Raw genomic sequence first — 17,284 nt, 5'->3', positions numbered from 1 at the left:
CCCATTCCATCTTGCTACCACTGATACAGCGATTCACTCGCTTGGGGGGACAGGCTGTTTCCACGATCGGACTGACGGGCATCAGAATGATCGGAGAACAATCGTCGGCAACTGACTTCGGTCAGGCTGCTGGTCTGCTACAGGTCTCGGCGGTAACCGATGATCTTAGCCCTGTCAGAAATATGATTGCGATGCGCAACCCGATTTTCGGGGCGGCTTTTCGATGGGTCGTGACGAAGGTCAGTCAGCGCAGGCTTTCTGGGATGAAGCCGCCGGGCTGCAAGGTCAGGTGACGCAGTTCCTTTGTGCGTGTGAATGCATAATACCGGGTGACCGGATCATATTAATAAGGCCGACAGGCCAATAAAGAATGGGATGCGTGAGGCGCTGAATGACACAAGAGAAATGGGGACAATTGCGTAACAAGTTGCTGAAGGCCGTTGGTCGGAACAACTTTACGACATGGATCGAACCACTTGAATTCCAGAAGTTGCAAGATGGGGTGGCCGTGTTTTCGGTTCCCACCAATTTTATGGGCAACTACGTCAGTCAAAACTTTGCAGACCTCATTTTATACGAGTTGAATACAGCCGGAGAACCGGTTCAGCGTCTAGACTTCCGTGTGCCGGCCAATTCGCCGCAGCAGCCAAGGTCAAACAAAGCTGCGGCCCCTGAGCTTGTTGCCGAAGATCCTGCACCAAGCCGTTCCGACAGCCCGCAGGCTCCGTTGGATTCTCTGCAAGCTGCGCCACTGGACAAGCGCTTTACCTTTGACAGCTTTGTCGTCGGCAAGCCCAACGAACTGGCCCATGCCGCTGCGCGCCGTGTGTCCGAAGGTGGCCCTGTGACTTTTAACCCACTGGTTCTGTATGGCGGCGTCGGTCTGGGTAAAACCCACCTGATGCACGCCATCGCTTGGGAGTTGAAAACCAAGCATGCCGAGTTGAATGTGCTTTACCTGTCAGCGGAACAATTCATGTATCGCTTTGTGCAGGCCCTGCGCGAACGTCGGATGATGGATTTCAAGCACCTGTTCCGCTCGGTCGATGTTCTGATGGTGGATGACGTGCAGTTCATTGCTGGCAAAGACTCGACCCAGGAAGAATTCTTCCACACCTTCAACGCGTTGGTGGATCAGAACAAACAGATCATTATTTCAGCCGATCGTGCGCCGGGCGAAATCAAGGATTTGGAAGACCGCGTGAAGTCACGCCTGCAATGCGGTCTTGTCGTTGACCTGCACCCGACCGACTATGAACTGCGTCTGGGCATTCTGCAGAACAAGGTTCAGCAGTACAGCGGCACCTATCCCGACCTGACCATCGCCGATGGCGTGCTCGAGTTTCTGGCCCATCGCATTTCGACCAACGTGCGCGTGCTGGAAGGCGCTCTGACCCGTCTGTTCGCCTTTGCCTCGCTGGTTGGCCGCGAGATCGATATGGAGCTGACGCAGGATTGTCTGGCCGATGTCTTGCGCGCGTCCGAGCGCAAGATCACGGTTGAAGAGATTCAGCGGAAAGTTTCGGACTACTACAACATCCGACTGTCCGACATCATCGGGCCCAAGCGCCTGCGATCCTATGCGCGCCCACGCCAGGTGGCGATGTATCTGTGCAAGCAGCTGACCAGTCGCTCGTTGCCCGAGATTGGGCGTCGCTTTGGCGGGCGTGACCACACCACGGTCATGCACGGAGTCAAACGGATTGAAGAGTTGAAAGTGACGGACGGGCAGATCGCGGAAGACGTGGAAATGCTACGCCGGGCTTTGGAAGCCTAGAGGGCAGGCCATGGCCCCTTGAAAACGCTCCGGTCTTTGTGCCGGGGCGTTTTCTTGTGCGCAAATGTCCACGGTCACCGATGAACTGTGTCCGTGGCACCACGCGCCCCTTGACCGAATGGGTTTTCCGACCCAGAAATCCGTAAAAAATCCTTGTGCCTCAGGGCTGAACCGCTAACGTGCCAGTCCCACCCATTTCGGCACCTAAGTCAGAGGAATTGAGGGTATGAAGATCAGCATCGAACGCGGCACTCTTCTCAAGGCCGTTTCGCAAGCCCAATCCGTTGTCGAACGCCGCAACACAATTCCGATCCTGGCCAATGTGCTGATCGAAGCCGAGGGCGACCAGGTCCTGTTCCGAGCCACCGATCTTGATATCGAGGTGGTCGACAAAGCGCCTGCACAAGTCGAAAAGGCCGGATCGACAACCGTTGCAGCCACCACATTGCACGAGATTGTGCGAAAACTGCCTGACGGCGCGTTGGTGACCTTGACCGCTGACAGTGCAGCGGGACGGTTGACGGTTGAGGCCGGGCGATCGAACTTTTCTCTGGCGACATTGCCGAAAGAGGATTTCCCCGTGATGGCGTCCTCGGAATATGCGTCGAATTTCACAGCTTCGGCGGCACTGCTGCGGCGGTTGTTCGACAAATCCAAATTTGCCATATCGACGGAAGAGACGCGATACTATCTGAACGGTGTCTATATGCATGTCACCGACGGATCCGATGGCGGCAAGGTTTTGCGATGCGTGGCAACCGATGGGCACCGCCTTGCGCGGATCGACGCAGATTGTCCGGACGGAGCCACTGATATGCCGGGTGTCATAGTTCCGCGCAAAACCGTGGGTGAGCTGCGCAAACTGCTGGACGATGACGATATGGATATCGCTGTGTCGGTCAGTGAAACCAAAGTGCGCTTTGCGACGCCGGATATCACGCTGACTTCCAAAGTGATCGACGGAACCTTTCCGGATTACACGCGCGTCATTCCACAGGGGAACACCCGCAAGCTGGAAGTGGATGCCGCCGAGTTCGCGCAGGCTGTGGATCGCGTGGCAACCGTTTCGTCCGAGCGGTCTCGGGCGGTGAAACTACAACTGGACGGCGACAAACTGGTGCTGTCGGTGAATGCGCCGGACAGTGGTGCTGCCGAGGAAGAACTGGCCGTGGCCTATGGCGACGAGCGGCTGGAAATTGGTTTTAATGCCAAATACCTGCTTGAGATCGCATCTCAGGTTGATCGCGAAAATGCGGTTTTCCTGTTCAATTCGGCGGGCGACCCGACCCTGATGCGCGAAGGCAATGATCAGAGTGCGGTATACGTTGTTATGCCGATGCGTGTCTGATTGCCTCATCCGGGTGATCTCGAACGATAGGGAGGGGTCATGGGATTGGCCCTGACCGAGCTTACGGTCTCGCATTTTCGGTCACACAAGCTGGCGCGGTTGTCTCTGGACGGGCGGCCCGTTGCAATCCACGGGCCGAACGGGGCCGGCAAGACCAATATTCTGGAAGCGGTGTCTATGTTTTCGCCTGGGCGCGGGATGCGTCGCGCAAGCGCAGCCGAGATGACGCGGCGGCCGGAAGGTCTGGGTTGGAAACTGTCCGGCTTGTTACAGGCGCAGGGGCAGAACTACGAAATCGAGACGTGGTCCGAAGGCGGCGCGGCGCGGCAAGTTCGGATTGACGACAAAGCAGCGAACCAGATTGATCTGGGCAAGTTGGCCCGCGTGGTTTGGTTGATCCCTTCGATGGACAGGTTGTGGATCGAGGGCGCCGAGGGTCGGCGCCGGTTTCTGGACAGAATCGCGCTCAGCTTTGATCCGGCCCATGCCGAGGCGTCTCTGACTTATGAGAAAGCGATGCGGGAACGCAACCGGTTGCTAAAAGAGCAGGTGCGCGATGCCCATTGGTATGCTGCACTGGAAGGGCAGATGGCCGAGACCGGCCATCGCATTCATTCAACGCGGTTGACAGCGCTGGAACACCTGAGAACGGCGCAGGAGCGGGCCGAGACGGCGTTCCCTTCGGCGGAACTGGACCTGGTGCAGACCGAAGGGGCAATGCCGGAGACGCCAGAGGATTTGCGCGAGGCGCTGAATGAAAGCCGGTTTCGGGACTTGGCGGCAGGGCGCACTTTGGTTGGGCCGCATCGGTCAGACTTGTATGGTGTGTTTGCGGCCAAAGGTGTGCCGGCGAAGGATTGCTCGACCGGCGAACAGAAGGCGCTATTGGTGTCCCTGATCCTGTCGAATGCGCGGGCGCTGGCCGGGATGGTGGGGGCACCGCCTATTGTTCTTCTTGATGAGGTGGCCGCACATCTGGATGCCGGGCGACGGGCGGCGCTGTATTCCGAGATCTGCGCGTTGGGGGCTCAGGCTTGGATGACAGGAACCGGACCCGAGCTGTTCGACGAACTTGGTGACCGAGCCCAGACGCTGGTTGTCACCGAAGGCGATGAGGGCTCGGTCGTGACGGCTTAGGCCGGTTCGCTGACTCTACGCTCCCACAGGAAGCCACGCATGACTTCGTCGACCGGCGTTTGTGCAACGTGGTTGACGTAGTTCGACATGGTTTTCTGAGCCAGACCCAGAACAACGTCCAGGACTGCGCGGTGAGAGTATCCGGCATCAAAGAAAGCCTGCATCTGGTCTTCAGTGACATTTCCGCGCTGACGCAGCATTTGCAGGGTGAAGGTACGCAGCGCTTCCAGCTTGGCCGACGGTAGTGGCGTTTCGGTACGCAGCGCCTCGGTGATCTCGTCCGAGACCTTCATCATCTTGGCGATGCCGGTATGGGCAGGCACACAATAGTGACATTCGTTCTCGACGTTGATCGTCTGCCAGACGACAGTTTTTTCGTCATTGTCAAAATCGGTCTGTATGAACAGGTTATGCAGAACTTGGTAGCCTTCCAGATGCTGCGGGCTTTCTGCCATGATCTTGTGCAAGCCGGGCAGGCGACCAAAAGCAGCCTGCGATTTTTCCAGCAACGGCTTGGACCCTTCGGGCGCTGTAGTCAGGTCGTGAGAGGGAAAGTCAGCCATGTCGATTCTCCTGTTTTCTGGCGCGATGGGACAGAAATAGGGTTTCTTGAGTGATCACTCAAGTATATATTTGAGTGATCGTTCAAGAATTGGTGAAGAAGATGCCCCGCAAACCCTCCTATGACCGAGATGCTCTGATCGCGCAGGCCCGCGATGTCTTTTGGCGCCACGGCTGGGCGGGAACGTCGCTGAAGGATCTGGAGCGCGAACTGAAGCTGAAGCCTGGTAGTTTCTATGCGGCGTTTGGATCGAAAGATGCGCTCTATGCATTGGCGTTGGAACGCTATGCGCAGGATGGAGTGTCACGGGTAATAACCTTGGCCCGGGACCTGGGCCCCTTGGGCGCGCTCAAAGCGCAACCACGTCTGGTGGTTGACGCGGTCGAGCTGCCGACCAAAGCCTGCATGCTGGCCAAAACCTATGCCGAATTGCAGGCAAAAGGCCATGATCTTGCCGACAAGGCAGGTGCCCATATGGCCGAGATGAAAGACTGCTTTGCGACCCTGTTCCGGCAGGCGCAGGCTGAGGGCGAGATCAGACCCGAACATGACCCGGATCGTCTGGCGATGCGGTACCAATCCGACCTTTTGGGACTGCGCTTGTCGGCCGAGCGAGACGATGTCGACGCCCGTTCGATTGCCGCGGATATCGCGGCGGATTTGGATCGTCTGTAGCCGGCGGGTTTTCTGCGAACACAGCCACAAAATGTTGGGGGATCGCGTGACATTCCCCACCAGAAATCGTATAAACTTCGAAAATAATATAGGTACTGACTGAATGTCCGAAGACGCACAGGCTCCTCAAGAATACGGCGCAGATTCTATCAAAGTTCTCAAAGGGTTGGAGGCTGTCCGCAAGCGCCCCGGCATGTATATCGGTGACACGGATGATGGTTCGGGTCTGCACCATATGGTGTATGAGGTTGTCGACAACGGAATTGACGAAGCGCTGGCCGGTCATGCCGACCATGTGACAGTGAAAATCCATGCCGATTCCAGCGTCTCGGTCAGCGATAACGGGCGCGGAATTCCGGTAGATATCCATCCCGAAGAAGGCGTCTCGGCCGCCGAGGTCATCATGACCCAACTGCACGCGGGCGGTAAGTTCGACAGCAATTCCTACAAGGTGTCCGGCGGTCTGCACGGCGTCGGCGTATCTGTTGTGAACGCGCTGTCCAACTGGCTGGAACTGCGCGTCTGGCGCAATGGCAAGGAACATGTCGCCCGGTTCGAAGGTGGCGAGACCACCGAACATCTGAAAGTGGTCAGCGAATGCGGTGACCGCACCGGGACCGAGGTGCGGTTCCTGGCCTCGACCGATACGTTTTCGAACCTCGAATACTCGTTCGAGACGCTGGAAAAGCGCCTTCGCGAGCTGGCTTTCTTGAACTCGGGTGTGCGGATCATCCTGATTGACGAGCGCCCCGCGGAACGGCTGGAAACCGAGTTGTTCTATGAGGGTGGCGTCAAGGAATTCGTCAAATACCTGGACCGGTCGAAAACTCCGGCCATGCCCGAACCGATCTATATCAAAGGCGAGCGCGATGATATCGGCGTCGAGATCGCGATGTGGTGGAATGACAGCTACCATGAATCGGTGCTGCCCTTTACCAACAACATCCCTCAGCGCGACGGCGGCACGCATGTGGCCGGGTTCCGGGGCGCTTTGACCCGCACGATCAACAACTACGCCCAATCCAGCGGTATCGCGAAAAAGGAAAAGGTCAGCTTTACCGGCGATGACGCGCGCGAAGGTCTGACCTGTGTGTTGTCGGTCAAAGTGCCGGATCCGAAATTCTCATCCCAGACCAAAGACAAGCTGGTCAGTTCCGAGGTTCGCCCGGCGGTCGAAGGGATGGTGAATGAAAAGCTGGCCGAATGGTTTGAAGAAAACCCCAATGAGGCCAAAATCATTGTCGGTAAGATCATCGAAGCCGCGTTGGCCCGTGAAGCCGCCCGCAAGGCCCGCGAACTGACCCGACGCAAAACGGCAATGGATGTGAATTATCTGGCGGGCAAGCTGAAGGATTGTTCCGAGAAGGACCCGTCAAAGACCGAAGTCTTTCTGGTCGAGGGGGACTCGGCCGGTGGCTCGGCCCAGACCGGTCGCGATCGCCTGACACAGGCGGTTCTGCCCCTGCGCGGTAAAATCCTGAACGTGGAACGGGCGCGTTTTGACCGAATGCTGTCAAGCCAGGAGATCGGTAACCTCGTGATGGCGCTGGGCACCGGTATTGGTCGCGATGAGTTCAACATCGAAAAGCTGCGCTACCACAAGATCGTCATCATGACCGATGCGGACGTGGATGGTGCGCATATCCGAACCTTGCTTTTGACCTTCTTCTACCGTCAGATGCCCGAGTTGATCGAGGGCGGGTACCTCTATATCGCACAGCCGCCACTCTATAAGGTTTCTCGGGGTAAATCAGAGGTTTATCTGAAGGACCAGGCGGCGCTGGATGATTACTTGATCAATCAGGGTGTCGAAGGTGCGATGCTGAAACTGGGCTCGGGCGAGGAAATCACCGGGCAGGATCTGACCCGTGTGGTCGACGAAGCGCGTCAGTTGAAACGCGTGCTGGATGCCTTCCCGACGCATTATCCGCGCCACATTCTGGAACAGGCCGCCGTCGCGGGCGCCTTTGTGCCGGGCGCGGTAGATGCCGATCTGCAGGGCGTGGCCGACAAGGTTGCGGCACGTCTAGACCTGATTGCGCTGGAATACGAACGCGGATGGCAGGGCCGGATCACGCAAGATCACGGCATTCGCCTAGCCCGCATCCTGCGCGGGGTCGAAGAGGTGCGCACGCTGGACGGACCGATGCTGCGATCAGGCGAGGCCCGCAAGACCGGAAGCTTCACCCAGAGCCTGCAAGAGGTGTACAACACGCCCGCCACCCTGATCCGGCGCGATCGTTCACAAGCCATTCACGGCCCGCTGGACCTTCTGCGCGCCATTCTGGAAGAGGGCGAAAAGGGCCTGTCCCTGCAGCGCTACAAGGGTCTGGGTGAAATGAACCCCGATCAGCTTTGGGAAACAACGCTGGACCCGGACGCTCGGACGCTCTTGCAAGTGCGCGTGGATGACATGGTTGAGGCGGACGATCTCTTTACAAAGCTGATGGGCGATGTCGTCGAGCCGCGCCGCGAGTTTATCCAACAGAACGCACTAAGCGTTGAGAATTTGGACTTTTAGGCTTTTGTAGGGATGCGTACAAACCTACACGTACCCCAACTGCATTTCCCCCGGGATAATGCAGGGCACACCAACGTCTGGGGGCGCTCCTGACAAGCTTGTTGCCATATAGCGGGATAGATCGATGCTAGGCGCGACGACATCCATCGACGACGTCGCCCAACAGGTTTTAATCTTTTGCAGGAGTCCATCGGTCATAGAGCAAACGGTGGTTATTGATGGGGCATTCACCTCAACTGATGTCAGCTTCGGGTCCAGAGAGCAGCCAAACCTGCACGATACCAAAGTCATAAAAACTCTCAAAATTCGGCTCTGCACTCAAACTCGATCACTCGGCCGCTTCATTTGGGACGCCAGACGCCGCTTGATCTTCAGCTTCCAGGAGAAGCCAGTCGCGGAAAGCGTCGATGAGTAGATCACCTCGCCTCGCCGATTGGGTCGCAATTGCATAAATGGTGAATGGAAGCGTCGATATGTCAAACAATCTAACCAACAGACCTTCCGCAACTGTCGCGCTTACGACGGCTTCGTAGGCCAGCGAAACCCCAAGTCCAGCCTCGGCGGCAGTAGAGGCATACTCGCAGTTTGGGTAAACAGGATCACTGTCTGAAAGCTCAGCCAACACACCCGCCGCACGGAACCATTCGGCCCACTGGTCGTCAACTTCATCACGGAACAGCGTAAGGCGCAGCAGATCGTGCGGGCAGGAGATGTTTTCCCGTTCCAGCAGCGTAGGCGACACGACTGGATAGCGAGCCGAACGCAGAAATGGTGTGACATCGACACCCTCTTCCGGATCATCGCGCCATTTGATCACAACATCGGCGTCGTTAGTCGAAAAGTCAGTAGAGGGAGCGCCCTCAGCTATGCGTAGCCGGATTGCCTGAGCGTGTTCAAATCTTACCATGCGTGGCAAAAGCCAACGGGCAGCAAATCCAGGAGTCGACAAGACCCGCAAGGTTTGTTTGTTTTCTTCCCCCGTGGCTGCTCGCGTGCTGTCGTCGAGGTGATCCAGCAATTGTGTAAGCCGCCCGGAATAGTCTCGCCCTGTGCCAGTTAAACTGATCCTGTTTCCCTCTCGGTGAAAAAGAGCTGTCGCAAGATAGTCTTCAAGAGCTCGGATCTGATGCGATATTGCAGAAGGGGATAAACAGAGTTCAACTGCGGCATCTTTGAAACTTAGATGCCGAGCTGCGGCCTCAAATGCTTTCACGGCCGAGAAGGGAGGCAGCTGCCGTTTCTTCACGCGTGAATTTTCCTCATCCAGCGATGAAAAACTGTCTTTTGCCGTCTAGTGTACCAGCCAGCTAGGCTTGTCGCAAATCCTCGCCGCCCGAACGGAGGAGCCAATGTTCTCCTTTAGACGCGCCACGCTAGTTGTGGTCGCCCAGCTTTTTGTAGCTGTTTCCAACCAGGCAATGGCCGAAACACTGGAACCTCCGGCCGCTCTCATTGAAGAACTTCAAAATTGGATCGATACTGCTTCAGACCTCCCAAGAGCACGAAAACCGGCCAAAATAGTGTTTGTCGAGCCGTATGAAGTGGTGGAACCCAGCAAAATGGCTGTAAGCATTGGGAATGTACCGCGCGGTCTTTACAATCCGACTAAGGGCGAAATCACACTGGTTCTTCCCTGGAACGCAAGAAACCCACAAGATATATCGGTCCTTCTACACGAACTCATACACCACCGCCAGAACGGCATGTACTATTATTGCCAGGCAGCTAAAGAGCAAGACGCCTATTACTTACAAAGAAATTGGTTGGAGGAGCGCGATCTTTCTCTCGACGTTAACTGGGTCGCTGTGATCCTCGCGTCTAGTTGCACGCCGCGCGACATTCATCCCTAGCAAGTTTTTCGGGTTAGAGTTAGCCCCTTGTGTCCGCATCATGCCGCAATCCGGTACTGATTTGCGGTGCAGAAAACTGCCTGCATGAGCCCAGTCAGGACATTGTTCAAGACTGATGATATGATCTGTTGAGAGGCATTTATACAGGCAGGTATTTCTCTGAGGGAGGAAATTGCATGATAATGCGAATTTTTCAGGTGCTGGTTAGGGAAGGGAAAGAAGACGTATTTGCGGAATTCTTCCATAATACCGCAATTCCATTGATGAAGGGAACTGACGGGATTGTTCAGGTTCTGCCTGGTGCGCCACACCGCGATAGCCCAAGAGAATTCAGTTTTGTGATGGTTTGGAGGGACTTGGCGTCACTCAAGGCATTCGTTGGCGACGACTACAATTCTCCACATATCGACCCTGCCGAAGCCGAATTGGTCGAGAGCAGACTGGTCAAACACTACGAATTGGTGGAGTGATCCATGGGGTCAGAGGAAGCACAGAAATACACCGGCTCCTGCGGATGCGGCCAACTGACTTTTTAACTGCCATCATCACCGATGTTTGTGCATTGTTGCCATTGCAGGGAATGCCAGAAGCAAACCGGTTCGGCATACGTTCTAAATGCCATCATCGAAACGGAGCGCGTGACGTGGAGTGGTGAAGCTACCAATCACACGCTGGCTACACCAAGTGGCAAGGGCCAAAAAATCACAAGATGCGCGCTATGTGGTACGGCTGTATTCAGCGAGTATTTGGTGAGGCTGTGCAAACTCAAGTAAATTCGTGTTGGCATGCTAGTTAACCCCGATCTTTGTTCGCCGGATGCGCAGATATTCACATCAAGCAAACAGTCTTGGGTTCCACTTAACTAAAAAACCTAAGCTTTGAGAATTTTTATGAGTTTAATAAGGTCTGACCCAAAGGCGCGTATGAAAGGCCGAATGCGGTGTTCCAGAATGACTGTACGTCTGAACGGCTGAAACGCGGCTGCGACAGCCTTTTCGAGCTCGATTTGAGCGAATTCACTATAGTGTGCGAACGTCGTCCTAAGCCACACGAAACATTGTTCTATGTGAGATTTGCAGACCCCAATCAAGAAATTGAAGAGCTCTTTTGCAAATATCTGAGCGAATGGAATGGACGAGACCTTCAAGGCGTCGCGGATTGATGCTCGGAACCTGCTTTCTATGCGTTGCCTGGGATTGACGTCGCTATTTCTGACCTTGTTACTTGTGTAGCTCTTCTTGAAAAGGTCTTTGCAGGGCTGGAAGCAGATGGATTCAGTCATACTGAGGTCGGTGAAATCTCGGCTCAATCCTGTTCTGAACACATGACCATTGCGGACGTTAAATCGATCCCAATACGGCAATCAATCGAAATCCAAGGCTTAATTAAGAAGCGGGCTGAACTGGCGGGGTAACTCAAGTCCGCTGGTGCCATCACAGCCACAAAGAAATAACACGCCCTTTCGCAGATTTTGTGAAAGGGCGTGTTTGTTTGGGCTGCGCCTTGTGGCATCTAGAGAAAATCTATGGCATCGGGCATAGCAGGTGTCTCCAATTCCAAGATATTCGCTGCAATCTCGGCCGGCCCGTCAACAATCCCGCCGACGATGGGAAGGCTCGAACCTGCTTCGACCAGGTTCAGCAACCAATCGTCGAACGCGTCGGCGAAGGCGATGTCGGTTGCACTTTTATCCATGGTACTTCCGAGATATGCGTCGAATTCAACCTGACCCAATGCCGGGTCGCTGGTCTTGAAATCGAAGCTGTCGACGGCGTCGATGCCCATCTGACCGGTACGATCAGCCCAAGTGGCGGTGAAAAGCCCATCTTCGAAGGCCTGACCAATATCAATCTCTTGCACGCCGTCCTGATCGACGATGCGCAGGGTTTCGACGCGGGTGTCGTCCATGTGCATGTTCTTGATGCGCACTTCGCCGCCGTTGCCTTCGATCACCAGGTCCTTGCCGCCTTCGACGAAGAACCGCAGGTCGCTGCCGTCCAGCGCTCCGGCTTCACGCAGTTCCAGCACATCATTCTCGCCGCCACCGCCGCCGGAAATGGCGTCGAGCTTGTCGCTGGCGAATTGAAGAAAATCGCCCAGCTCGCGCGCCGCATCCAGACCGGCCTCGTCTACATCCATCGCGCCGGTCGATCCGAATGTGTAAAGGTAGGTGTCATTGCCCTGGCCACCAACAACATCGCCACCCGCCTCTGAGACCGAAAGGAAATCGTTGCCCGCACCGCCAAAGAACTGCGTGTTGTCATAGTCCAGAAGCGAGCTGACGGTTGTGTGGATGTCGGCGACCGCGTCCTTTACATCATGGACCAGATCACCAACTGTATCGGTCAGCTTGTTCAGCGGGTTCAGAGCGTCGAGCGTTGCTTTCAAATCCTCGACTTTATCGGTCACGCCACCCAGGACGTTACCGAATGGGGTGTCGAACGGGTTTTCGACTGTGTCGTCTCCGGTGCCGGAATCTGGCTTCAGCATGTTCCAGACGAGGTCCGTGAAGGTGCCAGTGTCCATAATCCAGTCAGCACCGTCCTGGCCAAAGTTGAAGTTGGCCTTGTCGCCGGTCATCAACATCAGATCGTTGCCGGTGCCGCCAAGGGAGAAGTTGTAAGAACCGCCGCCGAGGAAGATATCATCATCCGCGCCGCCTATCTGGAAGCCCAGGTCGCCACCGGTCGAGAAGACGTCTTCGCCTTCTCCACCAAATTGCAAGTTAAGCGACGGGGCATTGTCCAGCAGCTTTTCTTTCAGGGATTGCTTCTTGGTTTCGACCTCCGTGTCCGAGGTGCCCTTGAATGAGGTTGTTCCTTCATCCGATGCGGCCTTTTCGTCGTCTTTCCTCTCTTCTTCGATCTTTTCCTTGATGTGATCGGCAATCGCCTTGAAAGGATCGGCTTCCCCATCACCACCGCGGCTGACCATGAAGTCGCTGCCGCTGCCGCCCATCTGCAGCTGAATCCCGGCATCCTTGCCACGTTCCATCGCAAACATGACGTCTGTGTCGTCGCCGCCCTCCTGCACGTTGACGCGCCCGATGCCGACCATCAGGTCCGTACCGGCGCCGCCAAACTGAGCCGTGGCCGTGCCGCCGCCAACCATCAGGTCAGCGCCCTCGCCACCCACCTGCACGTTGCCTTTGCCGGCACCAATGGTGATGTCGGTTTCGGAACCGCCGATCTGGATATTCGCTTCGCCGCCTGCCAACATGACGTTTAAGCCATCGGTGCCGGTCGAGTTGGCGTAGTCGGCCAGCTTGTCCGCCGCCTTATCCAGATCGAAATCGCCTAGGCTCACGTCCTTAGGTAGGGTGGACCAGATCTCGCCGCCGAATTGCAGATTGCCTTTGCCAGCGCCGATCAGCCAGTCGCTGCCGGTGCCGCCGATTTGGATATTGGCCGCGCCGCCGCCGATCAGAATGTCGGCGTCGTTACCGCCATACTGGATATTGGCGCCACCTGCGCCCACGGCAAGATCATCTCCATCACCGCCGAACTGGACATTGGTGTTGCCAATGGCGAATAGCTTGTCTTCGCCTGACCCGCCCAGTTGGACATTGGTGTTGCCCGCGGCGAGCAGCATGTCGTTGCCCGCGTCGCCGAACTGAAGGTTCAGGTTGCCGACGCCAACCATGGCGTCGTCCCCGTTGCCGCCAGACTGCCAGTTGGCGTTGCTGACGGCGACCATCGCGTCGTCTCCGTCCTGACCGCTCTGGGTCGTGGCCACCAAAGCGCTCGCAACCATCTTATCGTCGCCGGTACCGCCGAACATGACGTTGACGCCACCTGCACTGAGCATGGTGTCATTGCCTGCATCGCCAAAGACGGTGTTGACGCCGCCCACGGCCTTCATCGTGTCATTTCCTTCATCGCCGTGCAGCACATTTGCCCCGCCGATGCCGGTGATCACGTCATTACCGGTGCCGCCATGCACCTTGTTGACCGCGCCAATGGCTTCGATCGTGTCGTTACCGCTATCGCCATACATCTCGTTGTAGGCGCCGATGCCCTTCAGCACGTCGTTCCCCGACCCGCCATTCATCTTGTTCCAGAGCCCGCGACCTTCCATATGGTCATTGCCCGACCCGCCGCTCATGTAGTTCTTGGCACCATATCCATAGAGCGCGTCGTTGTGCGCGCCACCATCCATCTTGTTGTAGCCGCCATAGCCTTTGAGCGTGTCATTATGGTTGCCGCCATACATGTTGTTGACCGCACCATAGCCATACAGCTTGTCGTAATGGTCGCCACCATGCATGTCGTTCTTGGCACCATAACCTTTGATTGTATCGTTGCTGGTGCCGCCGTTCATGTAGTTGTAAGCGCCTTTACCCTCCAGATAGTCGTGGCCGGACCCGCCATAGACATAGTTCTTGATGCCCAGGCCGTAGACCTTGTCATTGCCTGACCCACCGTCGAGGCGGTTATAGGCACCATAGCCATAGACCTTGTCGTTACCCGAATCGCCATAGAGGTAGTTCTTGGCGCCCCAGCCCTTGACCGTGTCGTTGCCCGACCCGCCATAGAGCTTGTTGTAGCCGCCATAGCCATAAACAAGGTCGTTGCCCGAACCGCCCTTGAGGTAACTCTTGGCGGCATAACTATACATCTTGTCATTGCCGCTGCCCGCGTCCTTGGACACGCTGATGCCGTAGAGCTTGTAGGTTTGATGCGGGGATTTCTTTGAACTACCCATGGGAAAATTCCTTTCAGTATATGTTGATAAAGTTTGGGATTAAGCGGCAACGGCCGCGCTTTGGGTCCAGTTGCCGCTTGCGTCACGGCCTGGAAATTGGACGATCTTAGTCAGCCGCCCATCGGCGCTGCGGCGTGCAGCACGAAAGGCAACACCAGGAAAAACAGTGCGGGTCAGGTCCCGGGCCATGTTAAAACCGTTGCCGAAGGGTGCGACGAAATCCATGACCACGGGGCAGAGACCGGAATTCCATTCTTCTGCCGCCAGCGAGCGGCTCTCGTTCAGGACGGCGGTTTCGGTGTCAGCATCGAGATAGGCCCAGGTGGCTAATCCGACCGGCATCTGTCCTGAGCGCCAGACCCGTACCTGGCCAATAGCCAGAGGCGGCAGGATCAACTCGCTGAATTCGGCCAAGTCGCGGTCGCGGTAGAGCCCGCATTGAGACATCAGCGTCAGCGCTTCGCCAAGGACGGTGAATTCAGAAACAGAAAATGCCATGTTCAAACCTTTCATGTGCCAGTCAGGCGAAGTTGGGTGGAGAGAGCGTCTCCTTGCTCTGATCATGCAACAGGAGCGGCGCTTTGAACGGGATGGTCTGCCCGGCAGGTGGGGTGATCTGGTTTGCAGATCACCCGCCCGAAACCGGCCATTTGCTGTACTTTTCGCAGGATGTCACAGAGGTTCCAAACCCCGGCCATGCCTGAGAAGTTCCAGCCAAAGCTTGCAATCTTCAACCCGGTCCCGCTAACCTGCCTCGGGACGCGGCGCTCCAACGCTCGGCTGAAAATTGTCAGGAGATCTTACTTGGCCGAAGGGGCTGAACAGACCGGTGAACTGTTGCCACCGCAGTTGGTGAGCACGCTTCAAGCTGTCCTTCTCGCAGAGTCACGCTTTCTGTCGCGGTTGCGGGAAAGAACAGCCGAAAAATGCAGGATCAAGGAAGATATCGAGGCGATCCAACGCGAGATGAACCACGAAAACGTCGTGCATATCGCCCGCTTCTTTTTCCTGATCAAGACGCTTGATTGTTCGACCCCGGCTGCCATCGAAGCCCTGATCGAGGCGCATAACCTGAAGGTCAAACGCCTGCTGGATGCCGAGGATTTTCAGACCCGGACCCGCAAGGAGTTACAGAAATCGGTTTTCAAGGATGCCCAGCAATATGTCTGCGTGAAAACGGTCAGGGAAAAAGGCAGGGCGGTTCTTGCGAAAACAGAAATCGCGGCGCTACTTTTTGACCACATGAGCCGAGACAGCGCCGTGAAAACGCTCGACCTGTTGGTTCGCGCGGGTCTTTTGATCGAAGAGGATTCTGACCCGCTGTCCGGATCCAACAGAAAACTTATAAAGACAGACGGAATTCTCGAGGATGCCGTGGCAGTTTACCTGTCTGAAATCGGAAACTCGGTCGTCAAATTGAATGGGGGCAAGCCATGAAGTCCGTTTTATCTGCGTCGTTGATCCTTTTCTCTTTTCAGCTACCCGCCCATGCACAAAGCTCTGGTATTTTTGGCCTTGGCAGCAATCCGCAAGCTTGTCTTCTTATCGAAGAGGCGGAAGACATCGCAAACGTCGTGGAAGTCGAGCGCTACTCCAATGCTTGCGGGACAAGAAGTGTCAGGGCATTCGATGAAATGCAGTTGCTTCGTGATGCGTATCGGGCGGATCCGGAGGCGACATTGGATTTGATTGAACGGATATTAAAAGCCGGGAAATCCAATTAGCCAGAAGGGTCTTGTCACGTAAACTTCCGGTCAGCCTGGGCATGTTGATGCTTAGATTTCAAGCGCGGCTTGAACGGCGGCATTCCAGGCCTGAAATGCCTCGAGACGGTGACATCGGTTTGTTGAGGCGGGGCGGCGGCGAGCGGCAGTTAACGTGACAACACCCGGCCAAGGGGCAATTGGCTGCCTGGAGAACAGGTTCAGCCGGGCGTAGAGATCATTACCCCTCCACCGAAGAACGCGGTTCGCGACGAGAAAATTCAACGCAATCGACACATCGCTGCCATCGCTGAACACGGCCGAATCAACTTGCAAGCGAAGACGGGATACAACAAACGATCACAAGCTGAAGTCCGGATTAGCGCATGGAAACAAGTTATCGACAATCGAATAGCTGGATAGCAAATCGCATCAAAGGCACTCAACCGCGTGACATCACTCAGTCGTGCGATGTATAAACCCGTCTTCTGAAATGACCGGCTATAGGGCGAACTCGCTTGATCCCGATCCGTGTCACACGGTCGTTCTGACCCTGTTTCTGCAACGGCACCCTTTTTTACCTTGATTAGGGGAGCTCTTAGCAAACGGACATTCGGCTAAAGGCATTCAGTAGCAGCAAAGCTCGTTCCTCGAAGGCTGGTCCAGGTCGCGGCGAAATGACGGTTTGAATTTCGCCTCCCAGGTTGGCTTTCAATGACTGCTCTGGCGGAATCGGTTGCAATGCAGCGATGAGCGTGCCGCAGCTGCAAAGGGATGCTGCGCCGTCAAGCGCCGGGAAGGACAACCGCGGCTCTTGTTCGTACATCCGCCTTTCATTTGGCGAATGCATGCATGTACAGTGAACGGCGACTTTGACGGGCCGCAGCGCGGCGCTCAGCTTACCGAGTGAATGGCATGTGTGGGTGGCGCCTGCATTGCAAGTGTTTTCTGCGTTGATGGCGGCGGTCCGTCAGTACCGTCGTGTGTTCGGCCTGTTGACGCAGCCA

Annotated in this window: 15 protein-coding genes; 11 read left to right on the top strand and 4 right to left on the bottom strand. The window is 56.1% G+C overall.

The window, feature by feature from the left end; translation table 11 throughout:
- Positions 1-391 precede the first annotated feature (391 nt).
- From dnaA to recF, 3 genes are all read left to right on the top strand, one after another.
- Positions 392-1,777 carry a chromosomal replication initiator protein DnaA gene (gene dnaA / locus ACR0L4_RS22310; protein ID WP_480515264.1) on the top strand — a complete coding sequence of 462 codons (1,386 nt, stop codon included), beginning with the start codon at positions 392-394 and terminating at the stop codon, positions 1,775-1,777.
- Between the two features lie 226 nt (positions 1,778-2,003).
- Positions 2,004-3,125, top strand: a complete 1,122-nt coding sequence (gene dnaN / locus ACR0L4_RS22305) for a DNA polymerase III subunit beta (RefSeq protein ID WP_170754799.1) — start codon at positions 2,004-2,006, stop codon at positions 3,123-3,125.
- Positions 3,126-3,164: 39 nt separating this feature from the next.
- Positions 3,165-4,262 carry a DNA replication/repair protein RecF gene (gene recF / locus ACR0L4_RS22300; protein WP_480515262.1) on the top strand — a complete coding sequence of 366 codons (1,098 nt, stop codon included), beginning with the start codon at positions 3,165-3,167 and terminating at the stop codon, positions 4,260-4,262.
- Here the strand turns inward: recF and ACR0L4_RS22295 are convergent.
- A complete protein-coding gene (locus ACR0L4_RS22295) occupies positions 4,259-4,825 on the bottom strand; it encodes a carboxymuconolactone decarboxylase family protein (RefSeq protein WP_480515260.1) in 567 nt (188 codons plus the stop codon). The genes recF and ACR0L4_RS22295 overlap by 4 nt on opposite strands.
- A 101-nt stretch (positions 4,826-4,926) precedes the next feature.
- Here ACR0L4_RS22295 and ACR0L4_RS22290 point away from each other — a divergent pair, with 101 nt between their 5' ends.
- Together ACR0L4_RS22290 and gyrB are read left to right on the top strand one after the other, a co-directional pair.
- Complete coding sequence (locus ACR0L4_RS22290) at positions 4,927-5,499, top strand: TetR/AcrR family transcriptional regulator (protein WP_480515258.1); 573 nt, start codon at positions 4,927-4,929, stop codon at positions 5,497-5,499.
- Between the two features lie 103 nt (positions 5,500-5,602).
- On the top strand, positions 5,603-8,020 hold the full coding sequence (gene gyrB, locus ACR0L4_RS22285; RefSeq protein ID WP_170754790.1) for a DNA topoisomerase (ATP-hydrolyzing) subunit B: 2,418 nt from the start codon (positions 5,603-5,605) through the stop codon (positions 8,018-8,020).
- A 328-nt stretch (positions 8,021-8,348) separates the two neighbouring features.
- Here gyrB and ACR0L4_RS22280 read toward each other — a convergent pair whose 3' ends face one another.
- The gene (locus ACR0L4_RS22280; RefSeq protein WP_480515256.1) at positions 8,349-9,266 is read right to left on the bottom strand and encodes a LysR substrate-binding domain-containing protein; all 918 of its coding nucleotides are present in this window, start codon (positions 9,264-9,266) and stop codon (positions 8,349-8,351) included.
- Positions 9,267-9,369: 103 nt separating this feature from the next.
- Here ACR0L4_RS22280 and ACR0L4_RS22275 point away from each other — a divergent pair, with 103 nt between their 5' ends.
- From ACR0L4_RS22275 to ACR0L4_RS22265, 3 genes are all read left to right on the top strand, one after another.
- The gene (locus ACR0L4_RS22275) at positions 9,370-9,870 is read left to right on the top strand and encodes a DUF6647 family protein (RefSeq protein WP_170754786.1); all 501 of its coding nucleotides are present in this window, start codon (positions 9,370-9,372) and stop codon (positions 9,868-9,870) included.
- Positions 9,871-10,046: 176 nt separating this feature from the next.
- Positions 10,047-10,340 (top strand): hypothetical protein, encoded by a 294-nt coding sequence (locus ACR0L4_RS22270; RefSeq protein WP_170754819.1) that lies wholly within the window; start codon positions 10,047-10,049, stop codon positions 10,338-10,340.
- A gap of 81 nt (positions 10,341-10,421) precedes the next feature.
- Positions 10,422-10,643: a GFA family protein gene (locus ACR0L4_RS22265; RefSeq protein WP_480515253.1), complete on the top strand. Its 222-nt coding sequence runs from the start codon at positions 10,422-10,424 to the stop codon at positions 10,641-10,643.
- Between the two features lie 739 nt (positions 10,644-11,382).
- Here ACR0L4_RS22265 and ACR0L4_RS22260 read toward each other — a convergent pair.
- Positions 11,383-14,574: a calcium-binding protein gene (locus ACR0L4_RS22260; RefSeq protein WP_480515251.1), complete on the bottom strand. Its 3,192-nt coding sequence runs from the start codon at positions 14,572-14,574 to the stop codon at positions 11,383-11,385.
- Between the two features lie 39 nt (positions 14,575-14,613).
- A complete protein-coding gene (locus tag ACR0L4_RS22255) occupies positions 14,614-15,087 on the bottom strand; it encodes a toxin-activating lysine-acyltransferase (RefSeq protein WP_480515249.1) in 474 nt (157 codons plus the stop codon).
- A 68-nt stretch (positions 15,088-15,155) separates the two neighbouring features.
- Between ACR0L4_RS22255 and ACR0L4_RS22250 the strand changes: the two genes are divergently transcribed.
- The 3 genes from ACR0L4_RS22250 to ACR0L4_RS22240 all read left to right on the top strand — a co-directional run bounded on the left by ACR0L4_RS22250 (position 15,156) and on the right by ACR0L4_RS22240 (position 16,298).
- Positions 15,156-15,278 (top strand): hypothetical protein, encoded by a 123-nt coding sequence (locus tag ACR0L4_RS22250; RefSeq protein ID WP_480515247.1) that lies wholly within the window; start codon positions 15,156-15,158, stop codon positions 15,276-15,278.
- A gap of 100 nt (positions 15,279-15,378) precedes the next feature.
- Positions 15,379-16,011, top strand: coding sequence for a hypothetical protein (locus ACR0L4_RS22245; protein ID WP_480515245.1), 633 nt, complete (start codon positions 15,379-15,381; stop codon positions 16,009-16,011).
- On the top strand, positions 16,008-16,298 hold the full coding sequence (locus ACR0L4_RS22240) for a hypothetical protein (RefSeq protein WP_480515243.1): 291 nt from the start codon (positions 16,008-16,010) through the stop codon (positions 16,296-16,298). Before ACR0L4_RS22245 ends, ACR0L4_RS22240 begins: the two co-directional genes overlap by 4 nt.
- Positions 16,299-17,284 lie beyond the last annotated feature (986 nt).

The sequence above is a fragment of the Ruegeria sp. AB5 genome (assembly GCF_056542645.1).
The sequence above is the reverse complement of the archived record's forward strand: the minus strand, read 5'-3'. Positions and strand labels throughout refer to the sequence as shown.

Coding starts and splice junctions, on each gene's coding strand:
- ACR0L4_RS22290 (WP_480515258.1), top strand. CDS start 4,927: ATGCCCCGCAAACCCTCCTATGACCGAGATGCTCTGATCGCGCAGGCC.
- ACR0L4_RS22295 (WP_480515260.1), bottom strand. CDS start 4,825: ATGGCTGACTTTCCCTCTCACGACCTGACTACAGCGCCCGAAGGGTCC.
- dnaN (WP_170754799.1), top strand. CDS start 2,004: ATGAAGATCAGCATCGAACGCGGCACTCTTCTCAAGGCCGTTTCGCAA.
- ACR0L4_RS22265 (WP_480515253.1), top strand. CDS start 10,422: ATGTTTGTGCATTGTTGCCATTGCAGGGAATGCCAGAAGCAAACCGGT.
- ACR0L4_RS22255 (WP_480515249.1), bottom strand. CDS start 15,087: ATGAAAGGTTTGAACATGGCATTTTCTGTTTCTGAATTCACCGTCCTT.
- recF (WP_480515262.1), top strand. CDS start 3,165: ATGGGATTGGCCCTGACCGAGCTTACGGTCTCGCATTTTCGGTCACAC.
- ACR0L4_RS22260 (WP_480515251.1), bottom strand. CDS start 14,574: ATGGGTAGTTCAAAGAAATCCCCGCATCAAACCTACAAGCTCTACGGC.
- ACR0L4_RS22270 (WP_170754819.1), top strand. CDS start 10,047: ATGATAATGCGAATTTTTCAGGTGCTGGTTAGGGAAGGGAAAGAAGAC.
- gyrB (WP_170754790.1), top strand. CDS start 5,603: ATGTCCGAAGACGCACAGGCTCCTCAAGAATACGGCGCAGATTCTATC.
- ACR0L4_RS22275 (WP_170754786.1), top strand. CDS start 9,370: ATGTTCTCCTTTAGACGCGCCACGCTAGTTGTGGTCGCCCAGCTTTTT.
- dnaA (WP_480515264.1), top strand. CDS start 392: ATGACACAAGAGAAATGGGGACAATTGCGTAACAAGTTGCTGAAGGCC.
- ACR0L4_RS22240 (WP_480515243.1), top strand. CDS start 16,008: ATGAAGTCCGTTTTATCTGCGTCGTTGATCCTTTTCTCTTTTCAGCTA.